Origin of the sequence: Tardiphaga sp. P9-11 (assembly GCF_008329525.1) — a bacterium.
Classification (GTDB): Bacteria; Pseudomonadota; Alphaproteobacteria; order Rhizobiales; family Xanthobacteraceae; genus Tardiphaga.
The window spans coordinates 443,367-466,226 of the sequence record NZ_NPKQ01000002.1 but is presented as its reverse complement, the minus strand read 5'-3'; the positions used below and the strand labels follow the sequence as shown (position 1 = coordinate 466,226).

Here is a 22,860-nt window from a genome sequence, read left to right as displayed (position 1 = left end):
AATACTTAGCGCTGCAATCTTGCCAAAAGACTGGAAGTATCCCAGCGCTTGCCGCCCATGGTTTCAACTTCTGAATAGAAGTTATCGACCACAGCCGTGACCGGCAGGCTGGCACCGTTGCGGCGGGCCTCGGCGAGGCAGATCGAGAGGTCCTTGCGCATCCATTCGACAGCGAAGCCGAAATCGAATTTTCCGTCATTCATGGTCTTGTGACGGTTCTCCATTTGCCACGATTGCGCGGCGCCCTTGGAGATCACCTCGACCACCGCATTCACATCGAGACCGGCCTTCTTGGCGAAGTGGATGCCTTCGGACAGTGCCTCGACGAGGCCGGCGATGCAGATCTGATTGACCATCTTGGTGAGCTGGCCGGAGCCAGCGGGGCCGAGCAGCTTCTGCATCTTGGCGTAGGCCGTGATGATCGGCTCGACCTTGGCATAGGCCGCCGCGGTGCCGCCGCACATCACGGTCAGGGCGCCGTTCTCCGCACCGGCTTGGCCGCCGGAAACCGGCGCGTCGATGAACTGAAAGCCGGCCTTGGTTGCAGCGGTATCGAGCTCACGCGCAACTTCAGCGGAGGCGGTGGTGTGATCGACGAAGATTGCGCCCTTGGGCATGCCGGCAAAAGCGCCGTCGGGACCGATCGTGACCGAACGCAGGTCATCGTCATTGCCGACGCAGGCCATCACGAAATCCTGGCCTTCGGCAGCCGCTTTCGGGGTCGGCGCGGATTTGCCGCCGAACTTCTCCACCCATGCTTTGGCCTTGGCTGCGTTGCGGTTGTAGACGGTGACCTCGTGGCCGCCCTTGGTGGCAAGGTGACCGGCCATGGGGAAACCCATGACGCCGAGACCGATGAATGCAACTTTGGCCATGTCCGTACCCTTTGGATGCTGTCGGCTTTGCTGCCGAACGTCGACTGTTGGGAAGTGAGGGCGCCGCCCCGGTTCGTGGCGGCGAGATCGCTTGTGATGAGGAGCGCCAGCATAGTCGCTGCACATGACGCGGCAAAGCCCCCGTTACCACCCACGGCTGTAGCCTCATGGTGCATTGCAAAATGAAATCCGGTGCGGGTCTTGTGCAGAGCAATCCTGAAACCCTCGCGGTCGCCTAGAAACGCCATGGACTTAGGGCGGAAGTTCTCTATCTGTGCGGTTTGAATTGTCCGTTGATCGGGAGACACGCATTGAGCGTTTCGAAGCAGCAGGTTCTGGATGGTCTGGCCAAGGTGACATCGCCGCGCGGCGTGCCGCTGATCCATGCCGATGTCTTGTCCGAGATCGCGGTGACTGACGGCAAGGTGCTGTTTTCGATCAATGTGGACGCCGCCGAAGCGCGGGCCTGGGAAAGCGTGCGCGCGCAGGCGGAAGCTGCGGTACGGGCGATCCCTGGTGTCACGGGCGCAATGGTCGCGCTGACTGCCGAGCGCAAGCCCGGTAGCGCGCCGGCCGCTGCACCTGCGCACAACCATGGCCCCGGTGGACATTCGCATGGTCCGCAGTCCGGCGGCGTGCAACCGGTCTCGGCGCATCGTCCGCACGCGAATCCGGCCAATTCGCCAATGTCAAAACAGGCGGAGATTCCCGGCGTTACCGCGGTCATCGCGGTGGCTTCGGGCAAGGGCGGTGTCGGTAAATCGACCACGGCGCTCAATCTGGCGCTGGGCCTGCGCGACCTCGGCCTGAAGGTCGGTCTGCTCGACGCTGATATCTACGGTCCTTCCGTGCCGCGGCTGACCGGCATCAATGAAAAACCTGTTCTCGACGACAACAGGAAGATGATTCCGATCGAGCGCTTCGGCCTGTCGATTATGTCGATCGGCTTCTTGGTCGAGGAAGAGACCGCCATGATCTGGCGCGGCCCGATGGTGATGTCGGCCATCACCCAGATGCTGCGCGATGTCGCCTGGGGCACGCTGGACGTCCTCATCGTCGACATGCCGCCCGGCACCGGTGACGCGCAACTCACGCTGGCGCAGAACGTGCCGCTGAAGGGCGCGGTGATTGTGTCGACGCCGCAGGACCTGGCATTGATCGATGCCCGCCGCGGCCTCGCGATGTTCACCAAGGTCAACGTGCCTGTGCTCGGGATCATCGAGAATATGAGCTACTTCCAGTGCCCGGAATGCGGCACGCGGTCGGACATTTTCGGTCATGGCGGCGCTCGTCACGAGGCAGAGCGGCTCAAGGTGCCGTTTCTCGGGGAAGTGCCGCTGCATATGTCCATCCGCGCGATGTCGGATGCCGGCACACCGATTGTCGTCAGTGAGCCCAATGGCCCACACGCCGCGATCTATCGGGCCATCGGCGCTCAGATCCGTGACCAGTTGCAGGGCGTTATTGCAGCTGCGTAAGCCGGCCGGCGGCCGGGGCCGAGATGTCGCATAGAACTTTCGTTCAATTGGGCTGGCAATGACGTTCGTCGTGTTTTCCGCGGCCGAATAACCGTGTTAGACAGCCTCTGCACCAGAGCGTCTTCGGTTGAATCGCGCAACGATTTGCCGTCGAACATGCTCAAAGAAATTCTAGGGAAAACGCCCGCAAAAAGGAGAGCTTGAATGAAGCGTCGTGAGTTTTTGAAGGTTTCTACGGCCGGCGCCGCAGTGGCTGCCGTTGCCTCACCGGCGATCGCGCAGTCCGCGCCCGAGATCAAATGGCGCCTCGCATCCAGCTTCCCGAAGTCGCTTGACACCATCTATGGCGGCGCCGAGATGATGGCGAAGCAGGTCGCCGAAATGACCGACAACAAATTCCAGATCCAGGTCTTCGCGGCCGGTGAACTGGTCCCCGGTCTGCAGGCACTCGATGCGACCTCGAACGGCACTGTCGAAATGTGCCACACCGTGTCCTACTATTATGTTGGCAAGGATCCGACCTTCGCGATTTACGCGTCGGTGCCGTTCGGCCTGAATGCACGTCAGCAGAATTCCTGGTGGTATCAGGGCGGCGGCGAGCAGCTCGGCAATGAGTTCTTCAAGAAGTTCGGCGTCATCGGCCATCCATGCGGTAACACCGGCACCCAGATGGGTGGTTGGTTCCGCAAGGAGATCAAAACCGTTGCCGATCTCTCTGGCCTCAAGATGCGCATCGGCGGCATTGCCGGTCAGGTGCTGCAGAAGGTCGGCGTCGTGCCGCAGCAGCTCGCTGGCGGCGACATCTATCCGTCGCTCGAAAAGGGCACCATCGACGCCGCTGAGTGGGTCGGTCCCTATGATGACCAGAAGCTCGGCTTCCAGAAGGTCGCAAAATACTACTACTATCCAGGTTTCTGGGAAGGTGGCCCAACGGTGCACGCTTTCACCAACCTCGAGAAATACAATGCGCTGCCGAAGAACTATCAGGCGATCCTGACCAATGCCTGCGCTAACGCCAACAGCTGGATGGCCGCTCGTTACGACATGCAGAATCCGGCAGCACTGAAGCAGCTGGTCGCCGGTGGCACACAGCTTCGTCCGTTCACCAATGAAGTTCTGGATGCGTGCCTCAAGGCCACCAACGAACTCTGGGCTGAAGTCTCCGCGAAGAACGCCGACTTCAAGAAGTCGATCGACGCGATGCAGGCCTATCGTTCGGACGAATATCTGTGGTGGCAGGTCGCCGAATACACCTTCGACAGCTTCATGATCCGCTCGCGTACTCGCGGCTGATCTTAAGCCTCGATCAAAACAAGAAGCCCGGCCTTCGCGAGAAGGTCGGGTTTTTCATTGAGGCACACACGTGTGCCGCGCGGTGTTGCTGGATGCGGAAATCCGCTAAGTCTCTTGGACGCTGCAAATCTTTTATCCTTGAGAGATATCGCCATGACCGAACCAGAGATCGCCGCCGCCGCAGAAATCCTTGCCGCGGCGCGCCGTAGTGGGACGCAGATCGAGGGACTCCCGGTCACGCCATCTTCGGTAGGAGAGGCGCACGAGATTCAGGATCGCGTTGCCGCTCTGGTCCGCGAGCCCATCGGTGCCTTCAAGGCCGGTGCGCCGCCCGAGGGCGAGCCGACGCGGGGTCTGATCGAAGCCCGGATGATCCGTTCGAGTCCGGCGCATATGTCGGTGGCCGAAGTCCCGCATCTCGGCGTCGAGGGCGAAGTCGCCTTCCGCTTCATTCGCGATCTGCCGGCGCGTAGCGCGCCTTACACGCGTGACGAGGTCGCGAAGGCCGTTGCGGTGCTTCCGGTGATTGAGGTGGTCTCAAGCCGCTTCCGCGACCCGCTGAGCCGGCCAAAGCTCGAGCAGCTCGCCGATTGCGGCATCAATGCCGGGCTCGTCACCGGCCCCGAACTCGCCGACTGGTCGCATCTCGATCTGCCAAACCTGCAGATGACCTTCACCGTGAATGGCGAGACGCAGATCGCGCGCACTGGCGGTCATCCCACCGATGACCCAATCGCAGGCGCGGTCGCTTTGGTGAACATGATGCCTGCTGGGGTGAAGGTAGGTCAGATCGTGACGACTGGCAGCTGGACCGGACTGCCGTTCCTGAAGCCCGGCGATCGGTGCTCCATCCGGTTCGAGGGACTGGGCGAAGCCGAAGTGGTGTTCGACGGCTAAGCCCGACTTTCCCGTTACTTCGGTGGCCCGAAGTCCAGCGGCGGCGCTTCCATCTGCGGGATCTGGATGTCGATCTTGCTGGAGTCGATGTCCGAAGCTGCGCCCTTGTAGTGCATGACCATCGACGGGAAGGCGATCACGAGGCCGACCATGATGACCTGGATGATCACGAACGGCACCGAGCCCCAATAGATCTGCCCGGTGGTGACCGGCTCCATGCGCTTGCCGCTGACGCGGTCGATATAGGATTCCTTCGGCGCCACTGAGCGCAGATAGAACAGCGCGAAGCCAAACGGCGGATGCATGAACGAGGTCTGCATGTTCACGCCCATCATCACGCCGAACCAGATCAGGTCGATACCGAGCTTTTCGGCCGCCGGTCCGAGCAGCGGGATCACGATGAAGGCGAGCTCGAAGAAGTCGAGGAAGAAGGCGAGCACGAAGACGAAAGCGTTTACGAAGATGAGGAAGCCGACCTGACCACCTGGTAGCGACACAAGCAGTTCCTCGACCCAGCGATGGCCATCGACGCCGTAGAAGGTCAGCGAGAACACGCGCGCGCCGACTAGGATCAGTACCACGAAGGCTGAAAGCTTCGCGGTGGCTTCCGCGGCCTGACGCGTCAGGCCGAAGGTGAGGCGGCCCTTCATCACGGCGAGGATCATGGCGCCGGCTGCGCCCATCGCGCCGCCTTCGGTGGGGGTGGCGACGCCAATGAAGATCGTACCGAGCACGAGGAAGATCAGCCCGAGCGGCGGCACCATCACGAAAACGACCTGTTCGGCGAGCTTCGAGAGCAATCCGAGACGGAGGAAGCGATTGAGCACCGCGAGCACAAAGGACACGCCGACGGTGATCGACATGGTCAGCACGACGTAGTCGGCGCCGGCCTTCACTTCGGTAAAGCGCATCGCGATGAGGCCGATGGTCGTGGCGCTGACTAGCGTCAGGAACAGCGACAGCGTCATGGTACGAATGATGCCAATGAACGGCTTGAACAGCACGCCGAGTAGGATCACGAACCAGAAGCCTTCGAGAACCGCTTTGCCGAGGCCGATCTTGTCGAATAGCGGCGAGGTCCAGTCGAACAAGCCAAGACGCACGACAAAGAAATACGCCGTCGCAGCAGCCGAAACCGCTGCCAGTGGCAGGATCACCGGGTGTTTTGCAGTCTCTACTTCGCGCAGGGTCTGCGCTTCGAGCGGCAGGCCGGGGGCGGCGTTTGGTGCGAAGACAGTGACCAGGAAAATGTAAAACGCGTACAGCAGCGACAATACGATGCCGGGAATGAAGGCGCCTTCATACATGTCGCCGACGGAGCGGCCGAGCTGGTCGGCCATCACGATCAGCACCAGCGACGGCGGGATGATCTGCGCCAGCGTGCCCGAGGCGGCGATAATGCCGGTGGCGACGCGACGATCATAGCCGTAGCGCAGCATGATCGGCAGCGAGATCAGGCCCATCGAGATCACCGATGCGGCGACGACGCCGGTGGTTGCTGCCAGCAGCGCGCCGACGAACACCACGGCATAGGCGATGCCGCCGCGGATGCTGCCGAACAACTGTCCGATGGTTTCGAGCAGATCCTCGGCCATGCCCGATCTCTCGAGAATGAGTCCCATGAAGGTAAAAAACGGAATCGCCAGCAGCGTCTCATTGTTCATCACGCCGTAGACGCGTTCCGGCAGTGCCTGCAGGAAGTCGGGGCGAAACAGGCCGAGTTCGATACCGATGAAGGCGAAGATCAAACCGTTGGCGGCGAGCGAAAACGCCACCGGGTATCCCAGCAGCAGGAAGATCACCAGCGACGCGAACATGATGGGCGCCATGTAGTGGATAAACATAGCGGTCATTCAGGCGTCTTTCGCTGCAATAATGATGGGGGAGAAATGAGAGATCACGGCTTTTCGCCGGCGATGGTCATCACCAGGCGTTCGGCCTCGAGTTCGGCCGCCCTTTGCGCGCTGATGGCATTGGCGTTGGAATCAGGAATGACGCCGCGCATCATCGCCGCACGCTTGATGATTTCGGAAACGCCCTGAACGAACAGCATGGTGCACATGATCATGATCAGCGACTTGGCCGGCCATTGCGGCAGGCCGCCGGCGCTGAACGACTGCTCGTTCTGGCGATAGGAGGTAATGAAAAACGGCACCGACCAGAACAGCAGGATCAGCGTGAACGGCATCAGAAACAGCAGATGACCGAGCATATCGATCCATCCGCGCACCTTCAGCGGCAGCGAGTGGTTGATGATGTCGATCCGGATGTGTTCGTTGCTCAGCAGTGTCCAGGGCGAGCACAGCATAAAGACGATGCTGAACAGCACCCACTGCAATTCGAGAAATGAGTTAGAGGATAAGTCGAACACCTTGCGGATGATCGCATTGCCAGCAGAGATGACCACGGCGACGACGATCAGCCAGGACAGCCATCGTCCAGCCCACGTGTTGAAGGCGTCGATCTTACGGCTTATCGCCAGCAGTGATTGCAACCCCAGTCCCTCCCGAACTTGCTCCCCATTTAGCCATGCCGTTGGTGCATAGGGCTTTTTCAGCCGGGGCAGCGAAGCGCGGGCACCATTTCAGCGTGTCACGCTGTCGTCAATTGGAAGTTAGGCGAAGTTCACCGGGAGTTGTGCCGCCCAAGGCCAGAGGGGGCATGGATCGGGGTTGGAAGATTGTTACCCCGTGGTGCAGGGTGCCTCATGGTTGGTTCAGGGAGGGGAACATATCCAATGCCTTTGACGGGTGACAATTCGTGGCGATATTGGTCGGATCGGGAGCGTGCCGATGCCGAGTATGCGAGCTGGAATGGGGATGCTGCCCCGGTTCTCGGCACGCATTTTCATGACGAGGGCCAACTGACGCTCGTCATACGTGGCAGTCGCGCATTTCGGATGAAGTCAGGCATCGTGCATGTGCGGCAGGGCCAATGCCTCTATATCCCGGCAGGATGGCCGCATCGGGGGCTGCCGCACTTTGATCGCGATACGCGATGCATCAATACATATGTGAGCCTACCAAGTGGCCGACATGCACCGGTCTTGTTTTCGGTTCCTGAAATCACTGCTTTCAGCCGGGGTACTTCGGCGAGTTTGCTGGCGCGCGCCGTGCGTTGCTTACCGCCATCAGCCGGTGATGAATTGATGGGAGGTTACCTGCCACGGATTGATCCGCGGGATGATGCCTGCGTCGGCGAGATTGCATCCCGCTATGGGCTCAGTCGCGAGACGTTCACGCGTTCGTTCTCTCGTGGGGTTGGAATGCCGCCCCATGCATTTCGGATCGTGAGCCGGCTGAATCTTGCGCGCCGCCAGATCAGGGCGGGAGAGACCCTTGCCGCAGTCGCTGTTGAACAGGGCTTTGCCGACCAGAGCCATTTGGGGCGTCATTTCCGCCGCGTCTTCGGCGTGACGCCCGAGACCTATCGGGAAGCGATGCGATAGTCACAAACGTTCCAGACGCCGTTGTCGAGGTGCTCTAAGCCGTCCCGTGATTTGGGATGGGTAGTGCGCATGGACTGGACGATCATCATACTCTTGTTTCTCGCAGGTCTCTTGGGTGGCATCGTCAACGCATTGGCGGGCGGCGCCACGCTGATCACCTTTCCGGCGATGCTCGCGGCGGGGCTGCCGCCAGTTGTTGCCAACGCATCGAATGCGGTTGCCATTGCGCCTGGCCATCTGGTGGCGGGCTTTGCTGATCGGGAGAAAATGCCTCCGATGGAGGGGCGCATCATCGCGTTGCTTTGCGCGAGCATATGCGGGGGTGTCGTCGGCGCATTGTTGCTGCTCGCTCTGCCGGACCGCTTGTTTGTCCTGCCGGTGCCGGCGCTGATCGGCTTTGCAACGGCGTTATTCGCTTTCGCACCGCGAATTGGACATTGGGCCGAGACCCGGCGTGGCGCTGAAAGGACTTCCGGACGTCGCAGCATCGTTGTGGTGGCAGCGGCGTCGATCTATGGCGGCTTCTTCGGCGCCGGACTTGGCGTCATTCTGACGGCTGTGCTGTCACTGAGCGAGCCGAATGACATTCGCAAGGTTAAGGTCCTGAAGAACGTACTGGCGAGCTGCGTCAGCCTCGCTACTACTGTCATTTTCATCGCCCAGGGGATGGTTCGATGGCCGCAAACTCTGCTGATGTTGGCGGGTGCTTTGATTGGCGGTTATGCGGGCGGGGCTCTTGTCAGGGTACTGCCGGCCGACATCGTCCGCTGGTTCGTGATCGTCTCCGGAGCGATCATGACGATCGCTTACGCATGGCGATATTGGTTGTAGATAGGCTGCAGCGCGACTTGCCGTCAGCTATCCGCCGGTCACGCTCATATGCCGGCTGACGCTCGGCCGGTTGTGGCGTCGATCGATGATGAAGTCGTGGCCCTTCGGCTTCAGGCCGATGGCGCGATCAATCGTGGCATTGAGCAGTTCATTGCTCTCGGAGGCACGTAGAGGCTTGCGCAGGTCGGATGCGTCCTCGTGTCCGAGGCAGGTATGGATCGTGCCGGTGCAGGTAATGCGGACGCGGTTGCAGGATTCGCAGAAATTGTGGGTCATCGGCGTGATGAAGCCGATCTTGCCGCCGGTCTCGGCGACGCGAACATAGCGGGCAGGACCGCCGGTATCGTCGGGCAAATCCGTCATCGTGAACTGGTTGGCGAGGCGCGTGCGCAGCATCGACAACGGCACATACTGGTCGATACGGCCTTCGCCGATATCGCCCATCGGCATCACCTCGATCAACGTCAGCGCCATGTCGCGGCCATGGGCCCATTCGATCAGCGAGGGGATCTCTTCCTCATTCATGTTCTTGAGGGCCACGGCATTGATCTTCACGGCGAGGCCCGCAGCCTGCGCAGCATCGATGCCGGCCAGCACCTTGTTGAGATCGCCCCAGCGGGTGATGGTGCGGAATTTCGCGGGATCGAGCGTGTCCATCGAGACGTTGATGCGTTTCACGCCGCAATCCGCCAGCTCATCGGCATATTTGGCGAGCAGCGAGCCGTTGGTCGTCAGCGTCAGTTCTTTCAGTGCGCCGGTCTTGAGGTGGCGCGACAGTGAACGCACGAGGCCCATCACATTGCGCCGGACCAGTGGTTCGCCGCCGGTAAGTCGCAGCTTGGTGACGCCCTTGGCAATGAACGCGGAGCAGAGCCGGTCGAGTTCTTCCAGCGTCAGCAGGTCAGCCTTGGGCAGGAAAGTCATGTCTTCCGACATGCAGTAGAAGCAGCGCAGATCGCAGCGATCCGTCACCGAGACGCGCAGATAGCTGATCCGCCGGCCGAACGGATCGGTCATGGCGGAAGAGGCCAGAGCAGGGTTCAACTCGGATACGCTCATTCAAATGCCTTGCCGCAATTGACGTGTTGATCGCGCGGCGAAAAACGCCGCACGATCAATCTAGTCACCTGTTGCAGCTGGCACAATCACGCCAACGTATATGTTTGACGGATCAGCGAGGGGCGGGGAACGGGGAACCTGCGGCTGCGGCCGCCGGAGCAGCGGCAGGTGCTGCCGCGCGCTTGGCGGCCTTGCGGGCGCGTCGTGGCGGCGTAGCGGGCTGCAGTTCGGCGACGACCGGGCTCGGATCGACCGTGGTCCGTGCGGGCGAGGTGAAATCCCCGGGAACGCGGGTGACGGTCACGGGAACCGTCATCGGCTGGAATTTTGCGAGGGTAAACGTTGCGCTGAACCCGGTTTCCGTTGCCAGAGGCAACGAGCAGGGTGTCTTGCAGCTCGGGCCGATCGACGTGACCACCTCTGCGCCGGGCGGAACCGAGTCGAATTGCACGGTAACCGGTTCCGGCGCCGACTTGAATGCGTCCATGGAGAACGAGGTGCAACCGGCCAGGCTCAGGCCTGCCGCTGCCAAAACTATTACTCTACGCATGGGTATATCCGTCACGTTTTGCGGCTAGCCGCCATCCCCGGGGCAACCATAAGAGCGTCGTACATATGACGCAACACGCGGGTGGCTTATAGTTAATTGATGGTTAATGGCACCGCCGAAAAACCTGAGAAGCTCAATTAAATGAACAGGCTAGGTAGGGCGTTTGGACATCAGACGTTCAACTGTCGCCGGCAGATCGCGGAAATGGTCGATGACGATGTCGGGCTTGAGCTCGGCAATCGGGACATCCGTATAGCCGAACGTGACGCCGATCACCGGGACATTGGCACGCCGTGCCACGCCGACATCCGGGCCGGCATCGCCGACCATCACCACCGACGACATCACGCCGCCGGCCCGCGCTACCGTCTGCTGCAGGATCACCGGATCGGGCTTCGACACGCCAAAGGTGTCAGCACCGCATATCGCCGCGAATCGGTCGGTCAGCTGCAGCTTTTCCAGCAGCAGCTTGGACAGAAATTCCAGCTTGTTGGTGCAGACCGCGAAACGGTAGCCACGCCCTGCCATCTCGTCGAGTGCCGCGATCAGGCCCTCGAAGGGGAGGGACTCATCGGCGATGTGCTCCGCGTAATAATCAATGAAGTTTTTGGTCAGACGGGTGACCTCGTCCGGGGTCATTTCGCGCCCCTCTAGCTCCAGCCCACGTTCGATCAGGCGCCGGGCGCCCTGGCCGATCATTTTCCGCGCTGATTCCAGCGGGACGGGGGCCAGCCCCTCCTGATGGAGCACATGATTCAGCGCACTGATGAGATCGGGGGCGGTATCGACGAGGGTGCCGTCGAGGTCGAAAACGACGACGGGAGCAGGGGAAGCATCTGTCATGCGAGGATCGCTACCGGTCATCGGCCGATCCCGCAAGGGGCCTGATGCGGTCCGGCATCCCAGGGAATGCAGCCTGCATTCCCTGGGAAAGCACGTCCTTCGCCCTGTTCCTTGCTCCCAAACGTCGCTAGATATGCGGCGCATCCCGTCCGTGGGACAGTTTTGAACAAGGACCGCCGCGCCGATGAATATGGACGAGCTGAAACGACAGGCTGCCGCCAAGGCGCTCGAACATGTGCGTGACGGCATGAAGCTTGGGCTCGGCACGGGGTCGACAGCGAAACATTTCGTCGAACTGCTCGGTGAACGCGTGGCGGGCGGTCTCAAGGTCATTGGTGTCCCGACATCCGAAGCTACACGCGCCGATGCCGAACGCTGCGGCGTGCCGCTGACCACGCTCGATGAGGTCGATCGGCTCGATCTCACGGTGGACGGCGCGGACGAAGTTGATCCGGCGCTGAATCTTATCAAGGGCGGCGGCGGCGCATTGTTGCGCGAGAAGATCGTGGCGGCGGCGTCCGACCGCATGATCGTCATCGCCGACGATTCCAAATGGGTGCCGAAGCTCGGTCGTTTCCCGCTTCCGATCGAGGTGGTTCCGTTCGGGCTCTCCGCTACCCGTCGCGCCGTCGCGCAGGTGTTCGCACAGTGCGGCCTGAGCGGTGAGATGGCCGTTCGCAACGGCAAGGACGGTCATGCTTTCGTCACCGATGGCGGCCACTGGATCATCGACGCCCGGCTCGGGACGATCACCGATGCGCCCCGCCTGGCCGGGCTGCTCGGCGCCATTCCGGGCGTGGTCGAGCACGGTCTGTTTATCGGTCTGGCAAGCACCGCCATGCTGGCAGGATCGCAGGGAATTCGCGTTTTCGAGCGTCCGTAACGGCGCAATCAAGGAGAATTGGAATGAAGAAGCTCTCGCACATGCTGCTGTCCGCTGGTCTTGCGCTCAGCGTTGCAGGGATCGCGCTGCCGGTCTCAGCGCAGCAGGCGTCTCCGGAAGGACAGGCCCGGCCGATCAAGCCGGCGTCGCCCGCCGCGATCGGTTACGCTAAGGAAATTCTGGCGATGAAGAATGCCAGTGCGATGTATGCCAACGCCGTGCCGAACATGGTTCAGCGCGTCAAGGATTCGCTGCTGCAGAGCAATCTGAACTATCAGAAGGATCTCAACGAGGTCGCCATCACCATCGCGCAGACGATGGCCGGGCGCGACAAGGAGATCACCGAGCAGATGGCGAAGATCTATGCCAGCGACTTCACCGAGGCGGAGTTGAAGGATCTTGCGACATTCTACAAGTCACCGCTCGGCCAGAAACTTCTGGTGCAGGAGCCCCAGTCGATTTCCGCCAGCATGACCTATATGCAGCAGTGGGCGCAGCAGTTTTCGGAGCAGGTCAACGGCCTGTTCCGCGCTGAAATGCGCAAGCGCGGCAAGGAAATCTAGGGGGCGTAAGCTGAGGCCCGGCATCCCCGGCCTCAGTCCGCAGTTCGGAGCGATCATGGCTGACGTCGACGTTGATCTGTTTGTCATTGGTGGTGGTTCTGGCGGCGTGCGCGCCGCCCGTATCGCGGCCGGCTACGGCGCGAAGGTCATGGTGGCCGAGGAATATCGGTTCGGCGGCACCTGCGTGATCCGCGGCTGCGTGCCGAAGAAGCTGATGGTCTATGCCTCGCATGTTCAGCGCGAGATCGACGATGCCGCCGGATTCGGCTGGACAATCCCGACGGCGACATTCGACTGGTCGACCTTCATCGCCAACAAGGACAAGGAGATCGCACGGCTCGAGGGCATCTATCAGTCCAATGTGGAGAAAACCGGTGCAACGACCGTCAAGACCCGCGCCGTGTTCGAGGATCCGCACACGCTGCGGCTCGGCACCGGCGAGACGGTGCACGCCAAGCATATCCTCATCGCCACGGGCGGCGCGCCCAATCATGGGCCTGTGATTCCCGGCATCGAACATGTGATCTCCTCGAACGAGGTGTTTCATCTGCCCGAACTGCCGAAGCGCATCGTGATCCAGGGCGGTGGTTACATCGCGCTGGAATTTGCCTGCATCTTTGCAGGATTGGGCTCCGACGTGACGGTGATCTATCGCGGCGACAATATCCTGCGCGGCTTCGATGAAGACGTGCGCGCCCATGTCCGCAGCGAGATGGAAAAGGATGGCATCACCATCCTGACCGGTTGCACGGTGACCAGGGTCGAGAAGCACCGGCACGACTTCACGACGCATCTGTCCAGCGGCGCAAGTATCGCGTCCGATCAGGTGTTGTTCGCGATCGGGCGCAATCCGAACACTGCCAATCTCGGCCTCGAGAAGGCTGGCGTTGCGCTCAAGCCCGCCCATGGCGGCATCATCGTCAACGAGTTCTCGCAAACCAATGTGCCTCATATCTACGCGGTCGGTGACGTCACCAATCGCGTCAACCTCACGCCGGTGGCGATCCGCGAAGGCCACGCATTTGCAGATACGGTGTTCGGCAAGAAGACCGTGAAGGTCGATCACAGCAATATCCCGACCGCGGTGTTCACGCAGCCGGAAGTCGGCACCGTCGGCATGAGCGAAGAAGAGGCGCGGGTCACCTTCAGTCACGTCGATATCTACAAGACCAATTTCCGGTCGATCAAATCGACCATCTCCGGCAGCGAAAGCCGGGTGCTGATGAAGCTGGTGGTCGACGGCGCGACGGATATCGTGGTCGGCGCCCATATCGTCGGACCGGAAGCGGCCGAACTCATCCAGGTGCTGGGCATCTGCGTGAAGCTGAAGGTGACCAAGGCTGATTTCGACGCCACGGTGGCCGTGCATCCGAGTGCGGCCGAGGAGCTGGTGACGATGCGCACACCGACCGCGCGTTACGTGCGCGAAGCCGCCGAATAGTCAGCACGGCATAGCCGCGGGACAATCAATCTTGCATCTGGATCCATTCGGCTGCGCCGCGCCACAGCGTGTCGCGGTGCTCCGGCCGGAAGAATCCGAAATGGCCGACCCTGTTCGAGCCGGCCTCGACGGGGCGGATACTGTCGATCTCCGGCTTGATCGACGTAAAGCCGCCGCAGAGCATTTCTACAGCGGCACGCGTGGCCCATGGGTCGTCCGTGAAACTCAGCGCGCGCAACTCGCCGCGGTAGCGCGGGAAATTCACGAGCGCCCTGAGCTTGCTGTCATCGAAGAAGTAACGATCGCTGGTCACCCAGCCCGCCCATTCCAGAAACACGTCGCGCGGCAGATCGTAGCCGAGACCTATCCTGCCGGGCGCATAGCCGATGAAGCGGGCCAGCGGCGCGCCGACGAATTTCATCAGCGCATAGATGCGATAGCCCTCTGGCGGCGTCATCAGCCGCCAGGTGCCTGCCTGTGCCGCGATGAGCAGGGCGCGCGACACCTCGGAATTGTTGGGGATCAGGCCGAGCGCCTGACCGCCGAAGGAGTGACCGACAAAGGCGAGCGGCATCGTCTTGTAGCGCTCGCGCATCCAGGTCACCGCGGCGGTAACATCGAGCGCCGCCCAGTCGGTCATGGATGCCTTGAAGCCGACCAGTCCGTTCGACCGGCCGGACAGGGGATCGGCCTTGGGCCGCGAATCCCCGGTGCCGCGATAGTCATAGGTCAGTACGGCGCAACCGCGGCTGGCGAGGTAGCTGGCGAAGCCCCTGTAGATTTTGCGGGGAACGGCGGTTGCGGAATTGATCAGAACCGCATGAGTTCGGGCGCCGCGGGGCAGGTACAGCGTCGCGCCCAACGAATAGCCGTCGGCCGCCTGGAAGGTGATGTCATCGGCAAAAGCGTCGTCCAGTGTAGCCTCCGACACCGCAGTTTCTCCCATGGTGTCCCATATGTTCCTTGCCCGAGCCTAGCAAAGGCGAATTCGGCTTTGGCTGCAAGGGCTTGGCGCGCAATGTGGATTTCGAACTGGCGATCCCCATCTGTGCTGTGTATAACGCGGCCTCCGCAGCCATAAAGCGCGGTTTTCAGGAGAGAAGTGATGTCCGAGCGGTGGACGCCCGATAGCTGGCGCGGCAAGCCCGTGCTGCAAATGCCGGAATACCCGGATCTCAAGGCCCTTGGCGATGTCGAGGCGCAGCTTGCTACGTTTCCGCCGCTGGTTTTTGCAGGTGAAGCCCGCAATCTGAAGAAGTCGCTCGCCCGCGTGGCCGCCGGCGAAGCCTTCCTGCTGCAGGGCGGTGATTGCGCCGAGAGCTTTGCCGAACACGGTGCCAACAATATCCGCGATTTCTTCCGCGCCTTCCTGCAGATGTCGGTCGTGCTGACCTATGCCGGCGCGCTGCCCGTGGTGAAGATCGGCCGTATCGCCGGTCAGTTCGCCAAGCCGCGGTCCTCGCCGATGGAGAAGCTCAACGGCGTCGAACTGCCGAGCTATCGTGGCGACATCATCAACGACATCGCCTTCACGGCGGAATCGCGCGTGCCCGATCCGCAGCGCCAGCTGATGGCTTATCGCCAGTCGGCAGCGACGCTCAATCTGCTGCGCGCTTTCGCGACAGGCGGTTTCGCCAATCTCGGCAGCGTGCATCAGTGGATGCTCGGCTTCCTGAAGGATTCGCAGCAGTCGCGCCGTTACAAGGAACTGGCCGATCGCATTTCGGATGCGCTGAACTTCATGCGCGCCTGCGGCCTCAACCTGGAAAGCCATCCGGAGCTGCGGTCGACGGATTTCTACACCAGCCACGAAGCGCTGTTGCTCGGCTATGAGCAGGCCTTCACCCGCGTCGATTCCACGACCGGCGACTGGTACGCGACCTCAGGGCACATGATCTGGATCGGCGACCGCACACGCCAGCTCGATCACGCGCATGTGGAATACTTCCGCGGCATCAAGAATCCGATCGGCCTGAAGTGTGGCCCGTCGCTGAAGCCGGATGAACTGCTGAAGCTGATCGACGTTCTCAATCCGGACAATGAGCCCGGCCGCCTGACGCTGATCAACCGCTTTGGCCACGAGAAGGTTGGGGAGCATCTGCCGGGCTTCATCCGCGCGGTGCAGAAGGAAGGGCGCTCGGTGGTATGGTCGTGCGATCCGATGCACGGCAACACCATCACGTCGAACTCGGGCTACAAGACCCGGCCGTTCGACCGCATCCTGTCGGAAGTGAAGTCGTTCTTCCAGATCCATGCAGCCGAAGGCACCCATCCGGGCGGCGTGCATCTGGAGATGACCGGCCAGAACGTGACGGAATGCACCGGTGGCGCGCGCGCCATTTCGGACGAGGATCTCAACGACCGCTATCACACGGTCTGCGATCCCCGTCTGAATGCCGAGCAGGCTATCGACATGGCGTTCCTGATTGCCGAACTACTCAAGACGTCCCGTGTCGACAGGGCGGAGCCGCTGCCGGTGGCATCGGGTCTCTAAACTTGTCGCGCCTCTGGCGGGCCTGCATCAACACCTGGAATGGCCTGACCTTCGCAACGCGATCGGAGCAGGCCATTCGCGAGGAGCTGTTTGCGCTGCTCCTCGCAGTCCCGCTGTCATTCCTTATCGGCACCACCGCAGCGCGCCGGCTCGAGCTGGTGGCGGTGGTTTTGCTGCTGCTCACCGTCGAACTCCTCAATACCGCTATCGAGAAACTGGCCGATCGGCTCACCACCGACCACGATCCGCAGATCGGGCGTGTGAAGGACATGGGCTCGGCGGCCGTCGGCGTCGCGCTGGTGATCGCCGGCATGACCTGGCTGTACGCGCTCGGTGAGCGCATAGGGCTCCTTTAAACATGCAGTTGCGAAGGGTGGGCCGGTAGGCTTGGATGTTTCCATGACAGAATTGACGCGCTTCACGGTCACGCTCGCCCAGCTCAATCCTATCGTCGGGGACATCACCGGCAATGCCGCCAAGGCGCGCACCGCGCGGGCGCAAGCTAAAGCCGACGGCGCGACGCTGATCGTGTTTCCTGAATTGTTCATCGCCGGCTACCCACCGGAAGATCTTGTGCTGAAACCGGCATTTCAGGCTGCCTGCCGTGCGGCCATCGAGGAGCTGGCGCGCGAGACCGCGGACGGTGGTCCCGCTGTGCTGATCGGTTCGCCCTGGGTCGATGGCGGCAAGCTCTATAATGCCTGCGCGCTGCTGGACGAAGGCCGCATCGCCGCGATCCGCTTCAAGGTCAACCTTCCGAACTACGGCGTGTTCGACGAGAAGCGCGTCTTCGCCCGTGGCTCGGTATCCGGCCCAATGACGATCCGCGGCCTGCGTGTCGGCGTGCCGATCTGCGAAGACACCTGGATGGAGGAATCCGCCGACTACGAAGACGTGGTCGAGACCCTTACAGAGACCGGCGCTGAAATCCTGATCGTGCCGAACGGCTCGCCCTATGCTCGCGGCAAGACGGATTTGCGCCTGTCGGTACAGGTCGCCCGCGTCACCGAGAGCGGATTGCCGCTGGTCTATCTCAACCAGGTTGGCGGTCAGGACGAACTCGTGTTCGACGGCTCGTCCTTCGTGCTCAACGCGGATCGCTCGCTCGGCGCGCAAATGCCGGCTTTCTCCGAGAGCATCGCCACGCTGACCTTCGAAAAGAGCGGCGGTCACTGGCGCTGCAATGGACCGATTGCGCCTGTACTCGAAGGCGACGAGGGCGACTACGCGGCCTGCGTGCTCGGCCTGCGTGATTACGTGAACAAGAACGGCTTCCCCGGCGTGCTCATGGGCATCTCCGGCGGCATCGACAGCGCGCTCTGCGCCGCCATTGCCGTCGATGCGCTCGGCGCCGATCGCGTGCGCGGGATCATGCTGCCATTCCGCTACACCGCACAGGTGTCGCTCGACGATGCCGACAAGCTCGCGAAGGCACTCGGCTTCCGCTACGAGATCCTGCCTATTGCCGATGCGGTGAACGGTTTCGAGAAAATCCTCGCGGACACCTTCAAGGGGCTCGCGCGTGACATCACCGAAGAGAACCTGCAGGCCCGCACCCGCGGCACGCTGTTGATGGCGGTCTCCAACAAGACCGGCGCGATGGTCGTCACGACAGGCAACAAGTCGGAAATGTCGGTCGGCTATGCCACGCTTTATGGCGATATGAATGGCGGCTTCAATCCGATCAAGGATCTCTACAAGACACAGGTATTCCGTATCTCGGCACTGCGCAATTCATGGAAGCCGGACATCGCGCTCGGTCCCGATGGTGAAGTGATCCCGGTCAATATCATCATCCGTCCGCCCACGGCCGAGCTACGCGAGAACCAGACCGATCAGGACTCGCTACCCCCATACGATATTCTCGATGGCATTCTCGAGCGCCTCGTCGAACGCGAAGAGCCGCTGTCGGAGATCGTCGCCGCCGGCTTTGAGAAGGACGTCGTGACGCGCATCGATCGGCTGCTCAACATCGCCGAATACAAGCGCCGACAGGCGGCGCCGGGCGTGAAAGTGACGCGGAAGAACTTTGGCAGGGATCGCCGCTATCCGATCACCAACAAGTTTCGTGATCTGGCCAATCCATTGCCGAAGCCGGACGAAGATCTTGTCACACGCGCCAGCAAGGGTTCGGCGGAAGCGTTCGACGGCTAGAACGCGCGCCGCTTAGCGCGGCGCGTTATTCGGCAGGAATTGCGGGCCGACCGTGCGGATCTGTCCAGGAGTGGACGGTGCCACAGGCTGCGCAGGCGCCGCTGCCGCCGGAGGGGCATCGGTCGTCGCGCCCTTCTTCAATGCCGCGGGTGTGCCCTTCTGCGGCTGCGACATCCGCTTCGCGCGTTCCTCGGTGACGATGATGTCGCCATTCTCCGCTGCTGATTTGTCGTCGATATTCTTCAACGCCTCGGACCAGGTCTGGCCCTGCGCCTTGCAGGAGCATGACGGGTTGAATTCGGTGCGATACTTGAAAGCATTCGGCGACGACGAATAGGGCTGACCCGCGATGGAGACCGCAGAGTTCATGTCCTCGCCAGGATTGCGATAGGTGAACAGGTTGGCGTCGGATGCCGGGCAGAGATTCTTGCACGTCCGCTCGTCATCGCCGAAGCGCGCCGGGATCGTTGCGAACGAGATCGGGAAATAGAAGCCGTCGCAGGTGCGCACGCAGACGGTCCGATAGGTGCCGGACGGAACGGGGCTCATATTGCCATCCAGCGGCGGCGCGCCGGGGCTTGGCTCGTTGTTGCCGAACAGGTTGCTCAGGAAACCGCCGGGGCCTGAGTTCTGCGGCGCGGCACGCTGCGCAGCGGCGGCGTATTGCGGGCCGCAATTGTTCTGCGCGAGCGCCAGCAGCACCGAACGGCGTTGGGTGTCGCGATCCGAACTGCCGGGCGTGCCGACGCGCAGGCGCTCAAGATTGCTGGTGATCTGATCCAGATTGCCGCGCATCTGCTGGATCTGGGTGTTGACCGGGCCGCACTGCTGCGACTGACCATTGAACAGCGAGAAGAAGCCGGAACTGTCGCAGCCCATCCGCTTGGCCTGCGCCGAGACCCGATCGAGCTCGTTTTGCTGCTTGGACGCGGCGTCCTCATAGCGGCGGAGCTGTTCGGCGCGCGCGGGATCGAGGCCGTTGCCGCGATCGATGGTCGAAAGCTGCGCTTCGAGGCGTCCGCACATCGGATTTGCAGAGCCCTGCTGCTGCGCCTGACTTGGCGGATAGACCTGCTGCGCGGGATAGCCCGGAGGCGGTCCGTTCTGCGCCGATGCAGGAGTGCCCAGCGACAGCGCACCAACCAGTGCGGCACCAACGAAAGCCCAGCGAGAGAGGGAAGCAGTCACAGTGTCAGACATATCCGGCCAATGCGCGAGTCAGAAGCGAGCGAGACAGAAACAAACGAACTGGTGCCGGCATCGCGCGTTGATACCGCCGCCAACCTCTCGCCGACGTTGCCAGACGCGCGCGATGAAAATGCGGCGGCGAACGCGGCTTTCCATAGCTGCTTCTCGCGGCAGGGTCACGTCGTTTCCGGGGCCTCACTGTGGCCGCAAGCCTGACGCAAGAAAGTCGCAGGCCGGGGGATGTCAGCGCTGGCAGGTAATCGCAACGAATTCGTCGCATTTGCCGTGATGGCAGGCGCTGCCTGATGTCGGAACCGAGCCGGTCACTTCATCGGGATCGACACGGCGATAGGCCACCGCTTGGTCGAAGGCGCGCGATTTGCAATAGGACAGGGCGGCATGCGCGCCGCACTTCTCGCCGCGGGCGAGGCACTGGTCAATACCGTAACCGTCAGACTGGTTGGCGATGATGAAGACACGGGAATCGGCAAAGACCGAGGAAGCGGCCAGAACAAATGCCGCGGTCAGAAAGACTGAAATGGGTTTCATAACTCACCAAATGAATGAGGAAATTCGCCCTCATTCGATACGCCTCAAAGATTAACAATCATTAACCATAGGCGACGTAGCCATTGATTGAGGCCGAAATCGGCCTTTCACCGCTTTGTTCCACGCTCTTGACGGGCCACCTGGGGTTGCCGCATGGTGCCCGGATGAACGGTTCTCTCGCCATTTGTGGCATTTGCCGCGAGATTAAGAGCTAGCGATTCGCTGGCTGAGGCCGTCTTTTCTCGATCGAGATCATCTCAATGGAGATCACTGGACGCCCGGCCGCAAGGGACGGAACTTCCATGGATTTGCGCCTTTACGACACTTTGACCCGCGAAAAGCGCGTCTTTACGCCGATCGATGCCGACAATGTCCGGATGTATGTCTGCGGACCGACGGTCTACGACTTCGCCCATATCGGCAATGCGCGCCCGGTGATCGTGTTCGACGTGCTGTTCCGGCTGCTGCGGCACGTCTACGGCGCCGACCAGGTCACCTATGTCCGCAACATCACCGACGTCGACGACAAGATCAACGACCGTGCGTTGCGCGATTTTCCCGGGCTGCCCCTGAACGAAGCGATCCGCCGGGTCACCGAGACCACGTTCAATCAGTTCGAGACTGACGTTCATGCGCTGGGCTGCCTGCCGCCGACCCATCAACCGCGGGCGACGGACTTCGTGCTGCCGCGACCAGACGGCAAGACCGATATGGTTACGCTGATCAGGGAATTGATCGCGCGCGGCCACGCCTATGAAGCTGCGGGCGAAGTGTTGTTCGACACCCAGTCGATGGCCGACTATGGCGCACTCTCCGGCCGCAAACTGGAAGACCAGCAGGCCGGTGCGCGCGTCGCAGTCGATGCGCACAAGAAGCATCCGACCGACTTCGTGTTGTGGAAGCAGTCATCCGCGGAAGAGCCCGGCTGGGACAGCCCGTGGGGCAGGGGCCGTCCGGGCTGGCACATCGAGTGCTCGGCGATGGCGGAGGCCTATCTCGGCACGATCTTCGACATTCATGGGGGCGGCCTCGATCTGATCTTCCCGCATCATGAAAACGAAATCGCCCAGTCGCGCTGCGCGCACGGTACGCATGCGATGGCGAATTACTGGATGCACAACGGCTTCCTGCAGGTCGAGGGCGAGAAGATGTCGAAGAGCCTCGGCAATTTCTTCACCATCCGCGAATTGCTGCAAGATTGGCCGGGCGAAGTACTGCGCCTGAACATGTTGAAGACACACTATCGTTCGCCGATCGACTGGACCGTGAAAGGTTTGGAAGAAAGCGCCAAGACGCTCGATGACTGGTATTGGGTCGCAGCGGATGCAACAGGTGGTGACGTCTCCGACAAGGTGATGGAGCCGATGTTCGACGATCTGAATACGTCGCTGGCTGTTGCGGCGTTACACGGTCTTCGCAACAGCGCCGCAGCTGGCAATGACGACGATCGCAGCCAGTTTGCAGCGTCGTTGCGTGCGCTCGGTTTCCTGTCGGAAACGGCTGCTGCATGGAATGGACGCAAACAACAGGCCAGCGGGATCGATGCAGCAAAGGTCGATGGTTTGATTGCGGATCGTACAGCCGCACGGGCCCGCAAGGATTTCAAGGAGTCGGATCGTATTCGCGACGAACTTGCTGCCATGGGCGTCGTCATCAAGGACTCGAAGGAAGGCACCACCTGGGAGATCGCGCGGTGAGCCGACCCGACACACCGTTTCCAAAGCACTGGAAATATTACATCGCCATCAAATGGGCGCTGATCGTCGGCGCGATCGCGCTGGCGCTGAAGCTGGTGGATTTCTGGTGAGCGCGATGGGCGAGGCGAAACCGGCATTGCGCCCGTTCCTGCCGGATGACACCGCGATTGCGGCTGCGATCTATGTGGCCAGCATCGAGGAATTGACCGGCGACGATTACAGCGAAGCGCAGCAGGAAGCCTGGGCTGCAACTGTCGACGATGAGGTGGCATTCGGCAAACGGCTGGCGTCGCAACTGACGCTGATTGCGACGCTGGACGGCGTGCCGGTCGGCTTTGCATCGCTGAAGGGCGCCAATCACATCGACCTGCTTTACGTGCATCCGAATGCCGCCCTGCGGGGCGTGGCATCGCTGCTGATCGATGCGATCGAGAAACTGGCAGGCGCACGCGGCGCCAAGCTGCTGACCGTGGATGCCAGCGACACCGCCGAACCCTTCTTCAAGAAGCGCGGCTACATCCCGACACAGCGCAACAGCGTGCCGTTGAATGACGAGTGGCTTGCCAACACCACGATGCAAAAAACACTGGGCGAAGCCGGGGCGTCGTAATCTGAAC

Annotated in this window: 22 protein-coding genes; 13 read left to right on the top strand and 9 right to left on the bottom strand. The window is 61.6% G+C overall.

What is annotated here, in order from left to right; genetic code table 11:
• Positions 1-5: 5 nt before the first annotated feature.
• Positions 6-875 carry an NAD(P)-dependent oxidoreductase gene (locus tag CIW50_RS08565; protein ID WP_149530838.1) on the bottom strand — a complete coding sequence of 290 codons (870 nt, stop codon included), beginning with the start codon at positions 873-875 and terminating at the stop codon, positions 6-8.
• 311 nt (positions 876-1,186) lie between these two features.
• Between CIW50_RS08565 and CIW50_RS08560 the strand changes: the two genes are divergently transcribed.
• From CIW50_RS08560 to CIW50_RS08550, 3 genes are all read left to right on the top strand, one after another.
• On the top strand, positions 1,187-2,353 hold the full coding sequence (locus CIW50_RS08560) for an Mrp/NBP35 family ATP-binding protein (RefSeq protein WP_149530837.1): 1,167 nt from the start codon (positions 1,187-1,189) through the stop codon (positions 2,351-2,353).
• A gap of 204 nt (positions 2,354-2,557) precedes the next feature.
• Positions 2,558-3,646: a TRAP transporter substrate-binding protein gene (locus CIW50_RS08555; protein ID WP_149530836.1), complete on the top strand. Its 1,089-nt coding sequence runs from the start codon at positions 2,558-2,560 to the stop codon at positions 3,644-3,646.
• Between the two features lie 153 nt (positions 3,647-3,799).
• Entirely contained in the window at positions 3,800-4,543 is a 744-nt protein-coding gene (locus CIW50_RS08550; protein WP_149530835.1) for a 2-keto-4-pentenoate hydratase, read from the top strand.
• Between the two features lie 14 nt (positions 4,544-4,557).
• On the opposite strand, the gene CIW50_RS08545 is transcribed toward CIW50_RS08550, so the two are convergent.
• Together CIW50_RS08545 and CIW50_RS08540 are read right to left on the bottom strand one after the other, a co-directional pair.
• A complete protein-coding gene (locus tag CIW50_RS08545; protein WP_149530834.1) occupies positions 4,558-6,396 on the bottom strand; it encodes a TRAP transporter large permease in 1,839 nt (612 codons plus the stop codon).
• A 44-nt stretch (positions 6,397-6,440) separates the two neighbouring features.
• Positions 6,441-7,037, bottom strand: a complete 597-nt coding sequence (locus CIW50_RS08540; protein ID WP_149530833.1) for a TRAP transporter small permease subunit — start codon at positions 7,035-7,037, stop codon at positions 6,441-6,443.
• A 243-nt stretch (positions 7,038-7,280) separates the two neighbouring features.
• On the opposite strand from CIW50_RS08540, the gene CIW50_RS08535 reads away from it, so the two are divergent.
• Both CIW50_RS08535 and CIW50_RS08530 read left to right on the top strand, forming a co-directional pair.
• Positions 7,281-7,991, top strand: a complete 711-nt coding sequence (locus CIW50_RS08535; protein ID WP_172980268.1) for an AraC family transcriptional regulator — start codon at positions 7,281-7,283, stop codon at positions 7,989-7,991.
• Positions 7,992-8,060: 69 nt separating this feature from the next.
• Positions 8,061-8,822, top strand: a complete 762-nt coding sequence (locus tag CIW50_RS08530) for a sulfite exporter TauE/SafE family protein (RefSeq protein WP_149530831.1) — start codon at positions 8,061-8,063, stop codon at positions 8,820-8,822.
• Positions 8,823-8,849: 27 nt separating this feature from the next.
• Here CIW50_RS08530 and moaA read toward each other — a convergent pair whose 3' ends face one another.
• The 3 genes from moaA to CIW50_RS08515 all read right to left on the bottom strand — a co-directional run bounded on the left by moaA (position 8,850) and on the right by CIW50_RS08515 (position 11,295).
• Complete coding sequence (moaA, locus tag CIW50_RS08525; RefSeq protein ID WP_149530830.1) at positions 8,850-9,881, bottom strand: GTP 3',8-cyclase MoaA; 1,032 nt, start codon at positions 9,879-9,881, stop codon at positions 8,850-8,852.
• A 112-nt stretch (positions 9,882-9,993) separates the two neighbouring features.
• On the bottom strand, positions 9,994-10,431 hold the full coding sequence (locus CIW50_RS08520; protein ID WP_149530829.1) for a hypothetical protein: 438 nt from the start codon (positions 10,429-10,431) through the stop codon (positions 9,994-9,996).
• A 150-nt stretch (positions 10,432-10,581) separates the two neighbouring features.
• On the bottom strand, positions 10,582-11,295 hold the full coding sequence (locus CIW50_RS08515) for an HAD family hydrolase (protein WP_246664195.1): 714 nt from the start codon (positions 11,293-11,295) through the stop codon (positions 10,582-10,584).
• A 163-nt stretch (positions 11,296-11,458) separates the two neighbouring features.
• Here CIW50_RS08515 and rpiA point away from each other — a divergent pair, with 163 nt between their 5' ends.
• The 3 genes from rpiA to gor are packed head-to-tail and all read left to right on the top strand — an operon-like array spanning position 11,459 to position 14,161.
• Positions 11,459-12,157 (top strand): ribose-5-phosphate isomerase RpiA, encoded by a 699-nt coding sequence (gene rpiA / locus CIW50_RS08510; RefSeq protein WP_149530828.1) that lies wholly within the window; start codon positions 11,459-11,461, stop codon positions 12,155-12,157.
• Positions 12,158-12,180: 23 nt separating this feature from the next.
• The gene (locus CIW50_RS08505; protein WP_149530827.1) at positions 12,181-12,720 is read left to right on the top strand and encodes a DUF2059 domain-containing protein; all 540 of its coding nucleotides are present in this window, start codon (positions 12,181-12,183) and stop codon (positions 12,718-12,720) included.
• Positions 12,721-12,775: 55 nt separating this feature from the next.
• Positions 12,776-14,161 (top strand): glutathione-disulfide reductase, encoded by a 1,386-nt coding sequence (gene gor / locus CIW50_RS08500; RefSeq protein WP_149530826.1) that lies wholly within the window; start codon positions 12,776-12,778, stop codon positions 14,159-14,161.
• 25 nt (positions 14,162-14,186) lie between these two features.
• Here gor and CIW50_RS08495 read toward each other — a convergent pair whose 3' ends face one another.
• The gene (locus CIW50_RS08495) at positions 14,187-15,107 is read right to left on the bottom strand and encodes an alpha/beta hydrolase family protein (RefSeq protein ID WP_149530825.1); all 921 of its coding nucleotides are present in this window, start codon (positions 15,105-15,107) and stop codon (positions 14,187-14,189) included.
• Positions 15,108-15,266: 159 nt separating this feature from the next.
• On the opposite strand from CIW50_RS08495, the gene CIW50_RS08490 reads away from it, so the two are divergent.
• From CIW50_RS08490 to CIW50_RS08480, 3 genes are read left to right on the top strand one after another with little or no spacing between them, the layout of a single operon-like run.
• Positions 15,267-16,655 (top strand): class II 3-deoxy-7-phosphoheptulonate synthase, encoded by a 1,389-nt coding sequence (locus CIW50_RS08490; protein ID WP_149530824.1) that lies wholly within the window; start codon positions 15,267-15,269, stop codon positions 16,653-16,655.
• A 2-nt stretch (positions 16,656-16,657) separates the two neighbouring features.
• Entirely contained in the window at positions 16,658-17,011 is a 354-nt protein-coding gene (locus CIW50_RS08485; RefSeq protein ID WP_149530823.1) for a diacylglycerol kinase, read from the top strand.
• A gap of 43 nt (positions 17,012-17,054) precedes the next feature.
• Positions 17,055-18,809 carry an NAD+ synthase gene (locus CIW50_RS08480; RefSeq protein WP_149530822.1) on the top strand — a complete coding sequence of 585 codons (1,755 nt, stop codon included), beginning with the start codon at positions 17,055-17,057 and terminating at the stop codon, positions 18,807-18,809.
• Between the two features lie 12 nt (positions 18,810-18,821).
• Here CIW50_RS08480 and CIW50_RS08475 read toward each other — a convergent pair whose 3' ends face one another.
• Both CIW50_RS08475 and CIW50_RS08470 read right to left on the bottom strand, forming a co-directional pair.
• Positions 18,822-20,009, bottom strand: a complete 1,188-nt coding sequence (locus tag CIW50_RS08475) for a DUF2865 domain-containing protein (RefSeq protein ID WP_149530821.1) — start codon at positions 20,007-20,009, stop codon at positions 18,822-18,824.
• A gap of 231 nt (positions 20,010-20,240) precedes the next feature.
• On the bottom strand, positions 20,241-20,546 hold the full coding sequence (locus tag CIW50_RS08470) for a Rossmann-fold NAD(P)-binding domain-containing protein (protein WP_149530820.1): 306 nt from the start codon (positions 20,544-20,546) through the stop codon (positions 20,241-20,243).
• 302 nt (positions 20,547-20,848) lie between these two features.
• On the opposite strand from CIW50_RS08470, the gene cysS reads away from it, so the two are divergent.
• Positions 20,849-22,243, top strand: coding sequence for a cysteine--tRNA ligase (gene cysS / locus CIW50_RS08465; protein WP_149530819.1), 1,395 nt, complete (start codon positions 20,849-20,851; stop codon positions 22,241-22,243).
• 115 nt (positions 22,244-22,358) lie between these two features.
• Positions 22,359-22,853 (top strand): GNAT family N-acetyltransferase, encoded by a 495-nt coding sequence (locus CIW50_RS08460; protein WP_149531559.1) that lies wholly within the window; start codon positions 22,359-22,361, stop codon positions 22,851-22,853.
• The last annotated feature ends 7 nt before the right edge of the window (positions 22,854-22,860 follow it).